General features: G+C 72.8%; 9 protein-coding genes. 2 read left to right on the top strand and 7 right to left on the bottom strand.

All coding sequences use genetic code 11. The annotated features are described in order from the left end of the window. Positions 1-3: 3 nt before the first annotated feature. The 3 genes from AB0E02_RS20055 to AB0E02_RS20045 all read right to left on the bottom strand — a co-directional run bounded on the left by AB0E02_RS20055 (position 4) and on the right by AB0E02_RS20045 (position 5,007). Complete coding sequence (locus AB0E02_RS20055) at positions 4-1,728, bottom strand: acyl-CoA dehydrogenase family protein (RefSeq protein WP_362141158.1); 1,725 nt, start codon at positions 1,726-1,728, stop codon at positions 4-6. 41 nt (positions 1,729-1,769) lie between these two features. Further along, a complete protein-coding gene (locus AB0E02_RS20050; RefSeq protein WP_362141156.1) occupies positions 1,770-2,348 on the bottom strand; it encodes a PadR family transcriptional regulator in 579 nt (192 codons plus the stop codon). Between the two features lie 112 nt (positions 2,349-2,460). Further along, positions 2,461-5,007 (bottom strand): SpoIIE family protein phosphatase, encoded by a 2,547-nt coding sequence (locus AB0E02_RS20045; protein ID WP_362141300.1) that lies wholly within the window; start codon positions 5,005-5,007, stop codon positions 2,461-2,463. Between the two features lie 422 nt (positions 5,008-5,429). On the opposite strand from AB0E02_RS20045, the gene AB0E02_RS20040 reads away from it, so the two are divergent. After that, on the top strand, positions 5,430-6,164 hold the full coding sequence (locus AB0E02_RS20040; protein ID WP_362141154.1) for a hypothetical protein: 735 nt from the start codon (positions 5,430-5,432) through the stop codon (positions 6,162-6,164). Between the two features lie 13 nt (positions 6,165-6,177). Here AB0E02_RS20040 and AB0E02_RS20035 read toward each other — a convergent pair whose 3' ends face one another. The 3 genes from AB0E02_RS20035 to AB0E02_RS20025 form a co-directional block, all read right to left on the bottom strand. Further along, positions 6,178-9,234, bottom strand: a complete 3,057-nt coding sequence (locus AB0E02_RS20035; RefSeq protein WP_362141152.1) for a tetratricopeptide repeat protein — start codon at positions 9,232-9,234, stop codon at positions 6,178-6,180. Next, positions 9,231-11,042, bottom strand: coding sequence for an HSP90 family protein (locus tag AB0E02_RS20030; protein WP_362141150.1), 1,812 nt, complete (start codon positions 11,040-11,042; stop codon positions 9,231-9,233). The genes AB0E02_RS20035 and AB0E02_RS20030 overlap by 4 nt, the downstream gene beginning before the upstream one ends. Positions 11,043-11,176: 134 nt before the next feature. Continuing rightward, a complete protein-coding gene (locus tag AB0E02_RS20025) occupies positions 11,177-11,542 on the bottom strand; it encodes a MerR family transcriptional regulator (RefSeq protein WP_362141148.1) in 366 nt (121 codons plus the stop codon). 143 nt (positions 11,543-11,685) lie between these two features. Between AB0E02_RS20025 and AB0E02_RS20020 the strand changes: the two genes are divergently transcribed. Beyond that, positions 11,686-12,174, top strand: a complete 489-nt coding sequence (locus AB0E02_RS20020) for a hypothetical protein (protein ID WP_362141146.1) — start codon at positions 11,686-11,688, stop codon at positions 12,172-12,174. Here AB0E02_RS20020 and AB0E02_RS20015 read toward each other — a convergent pair. Then, on the bottom strand, positions 12,141-13,754 hold the full coding sequence (locus AB0E02_RS20015; protein WP_362141144.1) for an amidase: 1,614 nt from the start codon (positions 13,752-13,754) through the stop codon (positions 12,141-12,143). The two genes, AB0E02_RS20020 and AB0E02_RS20015, sit on opposite strands and share 34 nt — an antisense overlap. Positions 13,755-13,792: the final 38 nt, after the last annotated feature.

The following is a 13,792-nucleotide window of genomic DNA, read 5'->3' as shown; positions in this document are numbered from 1 at the left end:
GCGTTACGGCGCCATCTCGTAAGTCCCTGCCAGCGCCTCCACCCGCTCCCAGACGCGTGCCGAGCGCCCGTCGTCGACGGCCGGGCGGCGGACCGCGCCCAGGGCCCAGGTCTGCTGGGCCTCGGTGGCGGAGTCCTTGCCGTGCAGCTCGACGGCGTGTGCGGAGAAGTCCCTGACCAGGACGGCGAAGAGTTCGTCCAGCACGTCCTCGTCGAGGGTGGTGAGCTGGGCCTGCTCCAGGATCAGCTGGCCGTGCACGACCAGGGCGAAGAGCTGGCCGACGGCGAGCAGGAGGTCCAGGTCGCGGCTCTGCTTCTCGTCGGGGGCGGCGGTGGTGACGAACTCGCAGAGGGCGTCGGCCTGTTCGCGGAAGCGGGCGACGTTGGGAAGGTGGGCGTGGGCGTCGTAGGCGGTACGCCAGTCGTGGAAGCGGATGGCGCCCAGGCCGCGAGCCGGCCCCTGGCGGAAGAGGAAGGCGTCGTCGGCCGCGTCGAGGCGGGTCGGCACGGGCTCGTACTCGGCCGGGGCGAGCAGGTGGTTGCCCATGAACTTGAGGATCAGCGCCAGGTTGACGTGGACGGTGCCCTCCAGCTTCGGCAGGCCGCGGATCTCGGTGGCGGCCTGGGCGAAGTAGGTGTCCTTCTCGAAGCCCTTGGCGGCGATCACGTCCCACATGAGGTCGATGACCTTCTCGCCCTCGGTGGTCACCTTCATCTTGGTCATGGGGTTGAAGAGCAGGTAGCGGCGGTCCTCGGGGCCGGCGGACCGGAAGTAGTCGACGGCGCGGTCGCTGAACAGCTTCATGCCGACCAGCCGGACGTAGGCGTCGGTCAGTTCGCGGCGCACGTGCGGGAAGGCGGTGACCGGGCGGCCGTAGAGGATGCGGTTCTGGGCGTGGGTGACGGCCTCGTACATCGCGTGTTCGCAGATGCCGATGGCGCCGGTGCAGAGGTTGAACTTGCCGACGTTGACGGTGTTGAGGGCGGCGTCGAAGGCGGCGCTGCCGGTGTGCAGGACGTCCTCCGCCGCGACCGGGTAATCCTCCAGGCGGAACTCACTGACGTACTTGGAGGAGTCCACGACGTTCTTCACCAGGTGGTACGCCTCGTGGCGGCTGTCGGCGGCGAAGAAGACATAGCCGTCCGGGCCCTCGATGTCGGTGCGGCGGCCGAAGACGGAGACCAGGCCGGCGGCGTTGCCGTTGCCTATGTAGTACTTGGAGCCGGTGGCGCGGAAGCCGCCGGCGCCGTCGGGCTCCAGCAGCATGTCGGTGGAGTAGATGTCGGCGCCGTGCGCCTTCTCGGACAGGCCGAACGCGAACACCTCGCCCTGGTCGAGGAGTTCGGCCGCGCGGGCGCGGGCGGTGGCGTTGTCGCTCTGCCAGACCGGGCCGAGGCCGAGGATGGTGACCTGCCAGGCGTACCAGTAGTCGAGCCCGTAGAAGCCGAAGATCTCGTTGAGCGCGGCGATCCGGGCGGTGTCCCAGCGCTTGTCCCCCGGTTCGTCGCCGGCGGCCGCGGCCGGGGTGAGGAAGGTCGCGAACAGTCCTTCCCGGGCGGAGAACGCGAGGAAGTCCGCCAGCCAGGCGCGGGAGCGGTAGTCCTCGATCAGCTTGCGCTTGCCGCGGCTCTCGAACCAGTCGACGGTGGCGCGCAGCAGCCTGCGGGTCTCGGGGTCGAAGTGCGCCGGGTCGTAGGTGCGCGGGTTGAACAGCAGCTGGTCGGCCATGGAGGGTTTGCCTTCCGGGGGTCGGTGGTCGATGGGTGTGCTTACGGGGCCGGGTCGGCGGACGGTGCTGCCGCGCCGAGCCGGCGGAGGGTGACGAGGACGTCGTCGAGCCAGTCCAGCGTCATCCGCTCGTAGGCGATGCCGCCGCGCAGCACCACGTGCTGGAGCTGCTGTCCGGCGTCGGGTGCCGTGGGGGCGTCGGGGCCGCTGAAGTCCCGGCGCTCGCCCGCGAGGTAGTGCGCGAGCCGGTCGGTGTGTGCCCGGTGGTGCCGTTCGACCTCGCGGATCAGCGCGGACGGATCGTCGAAGGCGGCGCCCCGGATCTTCACCGCGAGGTCGTGCCGGACACTCTCGGGTTCGATCGGCTCATGGAGCCACTCGGAGAGGGCGGCCCGGCCGCGGGCGGCGACGGAGTACTCCTTCTTGTCCGGCCGGGCCTGCTGCGGCACCTCGCGGACGTCGATCCAGCCGTCGCTCTCCATGCGCTTGAGCACGCGGTAGATCTGCTGGTGGGTGGCGGTCCAGAAGTATCCGATGGACCGCTCGAAGCGCCGGGACAGCTCATAGCCGGAGCCCGGCCGCTCCAGCAGCGAGACGAGGATCGCGTGTTCGAGCGCCATGCCCCGATCCTTCTATGCAACTCGTTGCATAAACAAGAGGGGACGTCAGGTTGAGACCCGGCTCACCCTGACGCCCCCTCGCAAGCCCGTCCCGGCCCGGCTGTCCGGCTCCTCACCTGACGTGCTGCTCGGTCCAGATGATCTTTCCTTCGGGGGTGTAGCGGGTGCCCCAGCGGTCGGCGAGGTGGGCGACCAGGTACAGGCCGCGGCCGCCTTCGTCCGTGGTGGCGGCGTAGCGCAGATGCGGGGCGGTGCTGCTGCCGTCAAAGACCTCGCAGGTCAGCGTGCGGTCGCGGAGGAGGCGGACGGCGACCGGTGGGGTGCCGTACCGGATGGCGTTGGTGACGAGTTCGCTGAGGATGAGTTCGGTGGTGAAGGCGGTCTCCGCGAGGCCCCATTCGGCGAGTTTCTCGCTGACGGCGGTGCGGACGGGCGCGACCGCGGACGGCTCGTGCGGCACGTCCCAATGGGCGACCTGGGCGGCCGGCAGGCGCCGGGTGCGGGCCACGAGGAGCACGATGTCGTCCTCCTGCTCGGCGGGAAGCAGGGTGTGGCAGGCGTCCTCGCAGATCTGGTCCACGTTCCGGTCCCCGGCGCCGGTCAGGGCGCGGCGCAGCAAGGTCAGACCGGTGTCGAGGGAGCGGTCGCGGCTGCGGATCAGACCGTCGGTGTAGAGGACGATCCGGGTGCCTTCGGGCAGGTGGTGTTCGCTGCTCTCGAAGGGGAGTTGGGTCAGGCCGAGGGGCGGACCCGCGGGGACGTCCGGGATGGTGACCGTGCCGTCGGGGAAGATCAGCGCCGGCGATGGATGCCCGGCCCGGGCCATGGTGCACTGCCCGGAGACCGAGTCGTAGATCGCGTACAGGACCGTGGCTCCGGTGACGGTGGTCGCCTCGCTGTCGGCGGTTTCGTCGCGGTCGATCCGGTCGACGAGTTCGTCGAGGTGGCTGAGCAGTTCGTCGGGCGGCATGTCGAGGCCGGCGAAGTTGTGGATCGCGGTGCGCAGCCGGCCCATGGTGGCGGCGGCGTGCAGCCCGTGCCCCACCACGTCGCCGACCACCAGGGCGACCCGCTCCCCGGCCAGCGGGATGACGTCGAACCAGTCGCCGCCGACGCCGGCCCGGGCCGGCAGGTAGCGGTGGGCGACCTGGACCGCGTCCTGGCGCGGCAGATCGCGCGGGAGCAGGCTGCGCTGGAGGGCCACGGCCGTGGCGTGCTCGCGCGTGTAGCGGCGGGCGTTGTCGATGCAGAGGGCGGCGCGGGCCACCAGCTCCGTCGCCGCCGAGCGGTCATCGCCCTCGAACGGGGCGCGCCCGCCGGTGCGCCAGAAGTGGACCACACCGAGTTCCGCGTCCCCGGTGCGCAGCGAGGCGGTGATCAGGGAGCGGAATCCGAGGCGGAGGAGGGTCCGGGCCAGCTCCGGTGCGCGTGACCGCCAGCCGCTCGCGACCTCCAGATCGGGCACCAGCAGCACCTGGGGATCGGTCTCGGACCTGACGAAGGCCACGGTCTCCGCCGGCACCGCGGCGACCTCGGGCGCCCCGGCAACTGCCGCACGCCGCAGCTCCCCCGGCGTCTTCGCACCGGGTTCCTCGCCACGCAGCACCCACTCCGGTACGTCGACCGTCACGGCGTCGGCGAAGCGCGGAGTCGCCACCCGCGTCAGCTCCTCGGCGGTGTGCGTCACGTCCAGTGTGGTCCCGATGAGCAGGCTGGCGTCGTAGAGCAGCTGGAGGCGTTCCCGGGCGACCTCGGCGCGTCCGGTGACGGCCTTCAGCTCCGTGGTGTCCCGTAGCGTGACCACGCTGCCGCCGTGCGGGCCGGTCGGGCGGCAGCTGGCGGCGAGCAGCCGGTCGTGCACCCGGTGGACCTCGTCCGTCGCCTCCCGGCAGGAGGCCAGCAGGCCGGCGAACTCGGCCTCCAGGCCCAGTTCGCGGACGTCGCCCTGTTCGGCGCCCCGGGGCAGTTCCAGCAGCCGCCGGGCCTCGTCGTTGACCAACAGCAGCCGCCGGTCCGGGCCGACGATGATCACCCCTTCCCGGACGGCGTGCAGCACCGCGTCGTGGTGTTCGTACATCCGCGTCACCTCGGCGGGCCCCAGGCCGTGGGTCTGCCGGCGCAGCCGCCGGCTCACCAGCGCCGCGCCGCCGACGGCCAGCGCGAGCGCCGCGGCGACCGCGGCCCCGAGCAGCGGCAGCTCGCGGTTCACCGCTTCGGACACAGTGGTGATCTGCACGCCTGCGGTGACCACGCCCACCACGACACCGCGGGCGTCGGTCACCGGGACCACGGCGCGGATCGCGTCGCGGGGTGCGCCGGTGAACTTCTCCGTGAACGACTCCCCGCGCAGCGCCCGTGCCCAGTCACCCGAGGCCGGGTGGCCGATCAGCTCCGGCAGCGGGTCGGTGTAGCGGATGCCGGTGGGGCTGAGTACGGCGACGAAGTCGACCCCGGAGTCCCGCCGGGTCGCCTGGGCGCGGGGCTGCAGCACGGCCGTGGGGTCGGGAGAGCGCAACGCCGCTGCCGTACCGGGTGCATGGGCGAAGGCCACCGCCACCCCGAGGGACCGGGCGCCGGCGGTCTGCTCGCTCTCCCGCCGGGCCTGCACCACCTGCACCGCGCCCGCGGCCGCGATCAGCACGATCACGATGGCCGACATCAGGACGAAGACCTGGGCGGCGACGCTGGACCGGCCCCCCGTTCCGTGGCGTGGGTCCTCGGCTCGTCGGGCGAGCGCGGCGCGCACGCGACGGAGCCAGATTTGACCGTTTTTCAGCCACATATGGATACATGTAACACGGAGTGCGTTGCGCACCGCGCACCGTCGCCCCCGCCGACGCGGACGAGAGCCGCTCCGGCGTGACATTCACCATAGGAAATCCTCGGCATGCAAGGGCAACTGCCCGGTTTAACGGAATTTTCCCCTCCGGTTACCCGGTCACCGACGGCCGGCCAACGGCGGATCACTGGGCGTCATGACCGCTCAGCCTTACGATCAGCGCCTGCCGCACCGCGCACCCCCATACCGCGACGGCTCGTCGTGCTTTCCTCACTTCCTTTCTTGATCCAGAAGAAGGCTTCATGAAGCTTCGTCGTGCCTTGACGGCGGTCGCCGCGACCGCCGTGCTGCCGCTCGCCCTCGCCGCCTGTTCGTCCGGTGGCTCCGACCACCCGTCGTCCGACGCGTCCGCAGGCCACAAGGGGTCCTCGGACTCCGCCGGCGGCCCGGACGCCGGCCTGCTCAACGGCACCCGGCTGAAGGCCCTGCTGCTTCCGGTCGGCGAACTGCCCAAGGGCTACAAGGCCGACCCGCACGCCACCCGTGACTCGGGGACCGCCTTCGCGCCCGCCTCGTCGAAGGCACCCCTCGACCTGGCCGGCGCCTGCCCGAAGCTGGAGGCCAGCGCCTGGATCCAGACCACCGGCCTGGAAAGCGCCGCATTCGCCCAGGGCGACTTCGCGAACGCCTCCCAGGAGGAGTTCAATCAGGAGGTCGACAGCTTCCGGGGCAAGGACGCGCAGACGGTCATGCTGCGCCTGGGCCAGGTGCTGCGGCACTGTGCGCATTTCACGGACAAGTCCAACGGCACCACCGCCGCGGTGACGATCAAGACCGCCACCGTTCCGAAGGTGGGCGACCAGACCCTCAAGGCCGTCCTCACCGCCCCCGAGTGGGAAGGCGGCACCACACTGGTGGCGTCCCGGGTCGGCAACGTCGTGGTCACCACCTTCTACAACGTCCAGTCCAACGACAAGGGCGCCGCCGGACTCGGCCTGACCAAGAAGATCGTGGCGCAGGCGCAGAAGGCGAAGTAGCCGGCCCGGCGGCCTACCCGACGCGGTCGAGCAGCGCCCGGGCGTCCGCCCGGTGCCGCTGCACGGTCTCCCGCTCGCCGTCCGCCGCCCCGTCCACGTCGCCGTGGTCGTGGTTTCGGTCGCGGTCGTAATCGTCCAGGACGGTACGGGCCCGGGCGCCGGCGGCGGAGCGGCGGCCTAGGCCGGCCTCCAGCCAACCCGCCGTCAACTGGGCGGAGTTGTGGTCGTGCCGGCCGTCCCGGCCGAGGGCGGCGTAGAGCGCGATGGCCTTCTCCATGTGACCGAGGGCCTCTTCGCGGGCGCGCGGTACGGTGCCGTTGCCGTTCTTGTCGTCGGCGGCGTCGGCGGCGTCGGCTTCGGCGCCGCCGGGCCCGGAGCCGCGGGCACGGAGCAGCAGCTCCGCGGTCTGGCGGTGAGTGCCGGCGAGTTCGGACCGCAGCCGGTTGCGCCGCTCGTCGTCCGCCGTCGCGGCGAGGGCCCCGGTGAGCAGCTGCTCGGCCGTGGCCATCAGGACCCGGGCGCCCTGCGGGCCGCTCTCCGCGTCCCGCAGGGCGAGCCATGCGCGGGCCCGCACGGCGCGGGCCGCGCCGTGCGGCTGGCCGAGGGCGCGCCAGAGCTCCTCGGCACGGGCGTAGGCAGCGGCGGCCTGTTCGTGCAGCCCGGCGCGGTGGAGGGCGTCACCGGCGAGCTGGGCGAGCACGGCATGGTCGCGCTGGCCGTCCCAGCCCTTGGCGATGTCGGCGGCGAGCAGGAACTGTTCGCTCGCCTCCCGCGCGTCGCCGAGCGCGTCGAGGCATTGGCCCAGCCACCGGCGGGCCTGGACGATCCGGCCTTCGGTGTGGTGCTCCTGGAGGTCGGGCAGGGCGCTCTCCAGAACGGACGCCGCCTCCTCGAAACGCCGGAGGCGGAGGAGCGCACCGCCGAGCACCCACCGCGCCCAGGCACCGAGCCCGGCGCTGTCGGCGGCCTCGTCCGCCCGGTGGGTGGCGTCGAGCGCATGGGCGGCCACCTCGGCGTCGTCGCCACCGAGGGCGGCCAGCGCCTCGGCGAGGACGAGACGGAGGCGGGCGGAGCCGACGGGGTTGAGCAGTTCGCCGCCGTGTTCGAGGGCGGCCCGGGCGGACTTCTCGGCGGTCCGCGGATCTCCCTCCTGGAAGGACAGCTCGGCCAGCTGGGCCTCGGCCTCGGCGGCGTACCAGGGCACGGCCGCCTCGTGGAACAGCTCCGCCGCCCGGCCGAACAGCTCGGCGGCCCGCGGTGCGTCGCCTCGCCCCTCGACCACGCTGCCCAGCAGGCAGGTGGCGTCGGCGAGGCCGGCCGGCATCCACTCCTCGCCGCGGTGCTGCTCGGCGAAGGCGAGCACCGCGCGCAGCTCGCCCTCCAGGGCTGCCGCGGACGCTGCCGGGTCCGGCGCCGCGTGGAGCACACCCAGGCGGGTACGCGCGGCGGTGTTGCGCGCCACGACCAACTGGTAGGCGGCGGCCCTGCGTTCGGCATGCAGCGCACCCAACTCGTCGCAGACCGCGTCGAGTTCGGCGAGGCTCTCTTCCGGACGGCCGGCGACGGCGGCACACGAGGCGGCGCGCACCCGGCACAGGGCCGCCTCGCCCGGGTCGCCGGCGGCCTCGAACCGCTCGGCGGCCGTACGGAAGAGGGGTATCGCGGTGTCCGGGTCGTCGAAGGCGTCCCTGGCCAGGTGGTCCGTCACCTCGGCGCGGGCGCGCGGGTCCAGTTCGGTGCCGGTGCGTTCCGCGGCGCCGGCGACGGCACTCCAGGCGGCGTGGGCATCGGGGTGCTGGGCCCGGGTCAGGCGGCGGGCGTCGGCCAGCAACCCGTCGACGTCGTCGGCGGCCTGGGCTGCCGCTGCCGCCTCCACCGGTGCGGGCACGGGGGCGGGCTCCGGAGCAGCGGCCTCCGGACGGACGGTGGTGGGCGGCACGAGCCGGGCGGCGCGGACACCGAGGGGCAGCCGGTCGGTGAGCGGTGTGCCGGCCGTCCGCCGGGCCACCTGGCCGCTGACCGCATCGGTGCCGTTACGTTCGTCGAAGCGCCTGGCCAGGCGGCCGGCCGCAGCCTCGGTACGCGCCAGGAGGTGGGCGGTGGTGGAGGTGGTGCCGCCCGGTGCGGGCACCGGCCGTTCGCCGTGGCCCAGCGCCACCAGCCTCCGCAGCAGCAGGGTCGTCGGGGCGAGCAGGTCCAGCCGGTCGAGCAGGTCCCCGTCACTGTCGAGATGTGCGGTGTGCTCGGCCAGGATCTCCAGGCCGCGGGCCTCGTTGCCGGTCAGAGCGCAGAATTCGATGTGGCGGCCGATGGTCGGCAGGAGGCTCTCGTTGCCGCGGGCCATGCGGTAGCCGCGCAGATGGTGGTGGCGGGCCTCGTCGTACCGTCCGAGGCGTACCAGGGACAGCAGGGACCGGGAGAGGACGCGGTGCGGTTCCTCGCGGCAGCTGAGTTCGCCGTTCAGGACGGGCGCCCAGAGGTCGAGGGCACGTGCGTCGTCACCGTGGTCGGCGTACCAGGCACCCTGCGCGTTGCGTTCGCAGGCGTGGCAGTCGCTCATCTCGTCGCGGTCGGCGGCGATCCACTCCGCCAGCAACCGGCCGGCGAGGGCGTCGTCGCCCAGGTGCTCGGCGAGGCGGAACTCGGCGGCGCGGACCGCACGCAGCGAGTACCCGGCCGTGCGGTAGCGGTGGGCCATCTCCGTGAGCCAGCGGCGGATGGCGGCCGGCGGAATGCCGGGGTGGTCGATCATGCCGCTGCTGACCCACTTGAAGCGCCAGTGGAGCCGGTGGACTGCGTAGCTGTCGAAGTCCCCGGGATCCTCGTCCCACATGCGCAGCAGCCGGGAGAACGGCACGAACATCTTCTCGCTCTCCGCGCTGAACTGGTAGCCGCTGATCAGCCCGAAGAGCGCGTCGAGGAGCAGTCGCCGGTCGCCGGTCCGCTCGGACCGGTCCACGAGTTCCTCGGCCCGGCCGTTGCGGACCGGGCCGTTGGGGGCCTCCAGGTTGTCCGCCAGCCCCCGGCGGATCTCCGCGATCTCGCGGAGCCTGCGGACGTCCTCGTTCATCGGGCCTCCCCCGGGCCGTCGGAGTGCGTGGCCCGGCGCAGCAGATCCAGGAACGCCCGGTTGAGCAGGGCCGAGTCGGCGGGGCGGAGGGGGCGTTGGGCCATCAGCAGGGCCTGGCCGTACAGTGCCTCGGCGGCGGTGCCGGCGAGTTCCCGATCGGCGATCCGGACGATGCCGCGGACCAGTGGGTTGTGGTGGTTGAGGACGAGCCGGGCGCGCGGCGCGCTGCCGCGCAGGCTGCCGAGGATGCCGGCCCACAGGTCGTCCGCCTGTGCCTCCTCCTCGGCCCGGGCGCGTTCCTGCCGGGCCGAGCGGTCGTCGAGGTGGAGCGCGGGGACGGACACCGGGTGGAAGGTGCGCAGCACCACGTCGACACCGAGCGGGTCGAGCTTGCCGCGCGCGGCGCCGAGGAATCCGGACACCGCCAGTTCCTCTGCGGGGTCGACCGGGTCGAGGTGGGCGGCGACGGTGTCGGCGTCGAGCTCGGCGACGTGCGTGCCGGGCCGTACCGTCGGCAGCAGCTCGATGAGCTCGGTGTCGTACGTGTAGCCGCCGTTGACGACGCCGATGCCCTGGGCGGCGGCGATGGCGGCGACCTGCCGGTACTCCTCGACGGTCCGGGTGAAGTGCACCACGGGGTGCCGGCGGGCGAACTCCTCCAGGGGCAGCTGCCCGTCCGTGGTCTCGAACGGCAGCCACGGCAGCATGGTCGTCAGCACCTCCCGGTCGTGCCGGGCCAGCGACTTCACACCCAGGTGGTGCACGGAGAGGAATTGTGCGAGCCGCTCGGGCTCCCCGCCGGCGAGACCGGTGAACCACTCCTTGATCGTCGCGCCGAGGGCGTCGCGGACCGCCGCGAGGGTCTCGTCGGCGTACAGGCTCTCGCGGGACGCGGTGGGGCGCAGGCTGTCGGTGTCGATGACGCAGCGGACGAAGAACGCCCAGTCGGGCAGCAGCTCGTCGGCGCGTTCGGTGAGCAGCATGCCCTTGAGGTGGACCCGGTGCCCGGCACGCTGCGCGGGGCTGACGGCGGAGGGCAGAACGTAGGCGACACCGCGTACCCCCGCGACCGGCAGGTCGAGGTCGATGGCGTCGAGCGGCGTGAAACCGAACTGCTGGTGACAGTGTCGGGCGAGGGCGGCGCGCCGCGCGGCCGGGCCGGGGTGGGGGCGCTCCCAGACGGCCGGACGGTCGGTGACCGGCTCGTCCCCGACCCGTACGTCATAGGGCAGCAGCGATCCGAAGTCCCGTGCCAGTGCGGTGACCCGTGCCTCGGTGAGCCATTCGGCGGCGCCGGGCCGGGCGGTGAGGTGCACGGTGGTGCCGGGCTCCGGACGTGCGCCTTCGGGCAGTGTGCGCACCGTGTACGAACCGTCGTCCCGGGCCGTCCACTCCACGGGTGGGGCGGCGGCGTCCCGTGCCGACCGGCTGACGACGCGGATCTCCTCCGCGACGACGAAACACGCCAGCAGCCCGATGCCGAACTGGCCGAGGAAGCCGGCCCGGGCCGACTCCAGGCCGTCGCGTTTGGAGCTGCGCCCGATGGTGGCCAGCAGATGGTGCACATCGGCCTCGGTCAGGCCGACCCCGGAGTCCGCCACGCGCAGCACACCCGGTTCGTCGACGTGCAGGCGCACCCGGGCGGGCGCGTCGGGCTGTTCGGCGCGGCGTGCGGTGATGGCGTCCACGGCGTTCTGCAGCAGTTCGCGCAGATAGACCCTGGGGCTGGAGTAGAGGTGGTGGGAGAGCAGGTCCACCAGGCCGCGGAGATCGACCTGGAAGGTGTGCGGTGGGTGATCGGCAGTCATTCATCCCTGCGCCGGCGGACGTGCGGTGCGTGGTCGGGCGGCGCGGACAGGGCGGCAGTTGGCCGTCGGCGGTCAGATCCGGCCATCATAGGAGCCGCGGCGCGGAGTCGACCATGGATTTACGTCGTGGGCGCTCAGTCCGCCGGCCGGCCTGCCCGGAGGGGGCAGCCGGTGCCGACGCGGGCGTCGAGATCGGCGCGCAGCGCGGCGAGTTGGGCCATCCGGGCATCGATGAGGGCGATCTTCTCCGCGAACAGCTCGGACAGTGCCGCCGCGGAGTCCGGTGCGTCGCGCAGTTCCTCGCCGAGCCGGGCGATCTCCGCGAGGGAGAAGCCGAGCGTCTGAGCGGTGCGGACGTAGAGCAGCCAGGGCACGGTCTCGGGTGGGAAGTCGCGATAGCCGTTGGGCAGCCGACGGCCGGTGACGAGCCCGAGCTTCTCGTAGAAGCGGATGGTGTCCTTGGTCATGCCCGCTTGCGCGGCGAGTTCCCCGATGAGCACGACTCCCCGTCAGGTCGTGGGCTTGACCTTGGACCCTACTCCCCCCTTTAGCGTGCGGCGTCGCCGTCGTGTGACCGCGGCTGGAGATCGCGTCATGAGACCGGGCCCCAGGACCGGGCCAGGAGAACACCAGGAGTCGCGCCGTGATACGCCTTGTCGCCCCGTCCCGCCCGTCCTATCTGCGCGTGGTGCGCACGAGTGCCTGGTACGACCTCGTCGTCACGGCGGGGTTCGCGACCCCGTGGACCTACGCGCTGGTGCACGGCGCGCTGTCGTCGTGGGGTGGCGCGCTCGGACTGGGCGCCATGCCGCCCCGCGAACCCCTGCAGACCCTGTTGGCGAATCTGATGGGTTCGGTGGTGGTCGTCCGGGCGCTGCTGCGCGTCGTCCGGCCGCTGCCGGTGCACGGACTGTTCGACGCCGCCGCGCGCATGCTGTTCGCTTCCTGGCAGGCATACGCGCTGGCCCACGGGGCCCCGCGGGTGCTGTGGCCGTTCTTCGTCGTCGAGGTGGCGTTCGGCGTGGTCCAGCTCGTGCCGTGGTGGCACAACCGGCGGGCCCTGGCCACGCCCGAGCCGCGCCCGCGGTCCGCTCAGCCTCAGGAGCGCTCCGGGCCCACCGACGGCAGGTAGCGCGGCGCTCGCCAGGCGTGCAGGCGGTGCTCCACCGCGGCCCCCAACGACAGCAGCGCGGCGTCCCGGTGGCCACCGGCCATCAGGAGCAGGCCGACCGGCAGCTCGTCGACGAACCCGGCGGGCACCGACAGGGACGGGTAACCGGCCACGGCCGCCGGCGTGGAGGACGGGATCACGTCGTTGTCGCCCCGCGCGCAATCGGTCGTCCAGGCGGGCGGGTTGGTCGGCGCGGCGATGGCGTCCAGACGGTGGGCGGCGATGGTCTCGTCGAGGGAACGCCGGGACAGGTCCCGCAACTCGGCGCGCTTCGCCCGGTAGGCGGGGTCGGTGGTGGGCGGCGCGGCGAGTGCCCGCTCGAACAGTTCCTGACCGGCGAAGCAGGTCCGTTCGGCCGGGTGGGTGCGGTCGAAGGCGATGAGCCCGGCGAGGTTCCGCGGCCCGTGGCGGGTGGCGAGGTAGGCGTCGATGTCCCGGTGGAATTCGCTGAACAGCGCCGGGAATTCGAGCTCGGCGAGCCGGTCCTGGTACGGGGGCGTCACCTCGACGACCTCGGCTCCCGCGGAGCGCAGCCTCTGTGCCGTACGGGTCATCAGGGCGTCGACCTTCGGACCGAGCGAGGGCAACCGCCACAGACCGATCCGCTTTCCGCGCAGACCGCCGGGGCCGCTGGTTCCGCTGGTGCCGCCGGGCGTACTGGGGCGGACGCTGTCGTCGCCGCTGAGCACCGCGAGGGTGAGCGCGACATCGGTGACATTGCGCGCCATGGGCCCGGCGGTGTCCTGTTCGGCGGAGATCGGCACCACGCCGGACCGGCTGACCAGCCCGAGGGTGGGTTTGTGGCCGACCACCCCGTTCATTCCGGCGGGGCAGACGATCGAGCCGTCGGTTTCGGTGCCGATCGCCACCTGCGACAACGACGCGGCGAGCGCGGCGGCCGAACCGGCGGACGACCCGCAGGGATTCCGGTCCAGGACGTACGGGTTGTGGGTCTGCCCGCCCACCGCCGACCACCCGGATGTCGGCTTCTCCGCGCGGAAGTTCGCCCACTCGGAGAGGTTGGTCTTGCCGAGGATCACCGCCCCCGCGTCCCGCAGCCGGGTCACCAGGGCGGCGTCGCGGTCCGGTGGGGTGCCGGTGAGCGCGAGCGAGCCGGCCGTGGTCGGCATGTCGTGGGTGTCCACGTTGTCCTTGAGCAGGACGGGAATGCCGTCGAGCGGGCCGCGGGTGTGGCCGTGCCGGTGCCTGGCATCACTGGCGGCCGCCTGGCGCAGGGCCGTCGGGTCGGTGCGCAGCACCGCGTGGATCACGGGGTCGATGGTCGCGATCCGCCGCAGATAGGCCCGGGTCAGCGCGGACGGGGTAAGCGAACCGTCCGCCATCCGCGCCTGTAACTCCGGGATGGTCACGGTGTCGAGATGATCGAGCCCGGGCGGCACCGCGGGATGGCCTTTGAGATATGGGGAGTTGACGTGATGCGCGGCGGTAGCGGCTTCGGCGGGTGGCTGCGGCGCTCCTGAGATGACGAGGGCTCCGGCACCCAGGGCGGCGAGCAGCGTGACCACGCTCCGGCTTTTCATGAGGGGCAGCTTTCCCATGAGGGGCAGCGGACTACATT

Source organism: Streptomyces sp. NPDC048196 (assembly GCF_040652715.1).
Lineage (GTDB): Bacteria > Actinomycetota > Actinomycetes > Streptomycetales > Streptomycetaceae > Streptomyces > Streptomyces siderophoricus.
This window is presented reverse-complemented; position numbering and strand designations above follow the sequence as displayed.

Excerpts from the sequence above, each read along its gene's own strand:
- AB0E02_RS20055 (WP_362141158.1), bottom strand. The coding sequence starts at position 1,728 with ATGGCCGACCAGCTGCTGTTCAACCCGCGCACCTACGACCCGGCGCAC.
- AB0E02_RS20050 (WP_362141156.1), bottom strand. The coding sequence starts at position 2,348 with ATGGCGCTCGAACACGCGATCCTCGTCTCGCTGCTGGAGCGGCCGGGC.
- AB0E02_RS20045 (WP_362141300.1), bottom strand. The coding sequence starts at position 5,007 with ATGTCGGCCATCGTGATCGTGCTGATCGCGGCCGCGGGCGCGGTGCAG.
- AB0E02_RS20040 (WP_362141154.1), top strand. The coding sequence starts at position 5,430 with ATGAAGCTTCGTCGTGCCTTGACGGCGGTCGCCGCGACCGCCGTGCTG.
- AB0E02_RS20035 (WP_362141152.1), bottom strand. The coding sequence starts at position 9,234 with ATGAACGAGGACGTCCGCAGGCTCCGCGAGATCGCGGAGATCCGCCGG.
- AB0E02_RS20030 (WP_362141150.1), bottom strand. The coding sequence starts at position 11,042 with ATGACTGCCGATCACCCACCGCACACCTTCCAGGTCGATCTCCGCGGC.
- AB0E02_RS20015 (WP_362141144.1), bottom strand. The coding sequence starts at position 13,754 with ATGAAAAGCCGGAGCGTGGTCACGCTGCTCGCCGCCCTGGGTGCCGGA.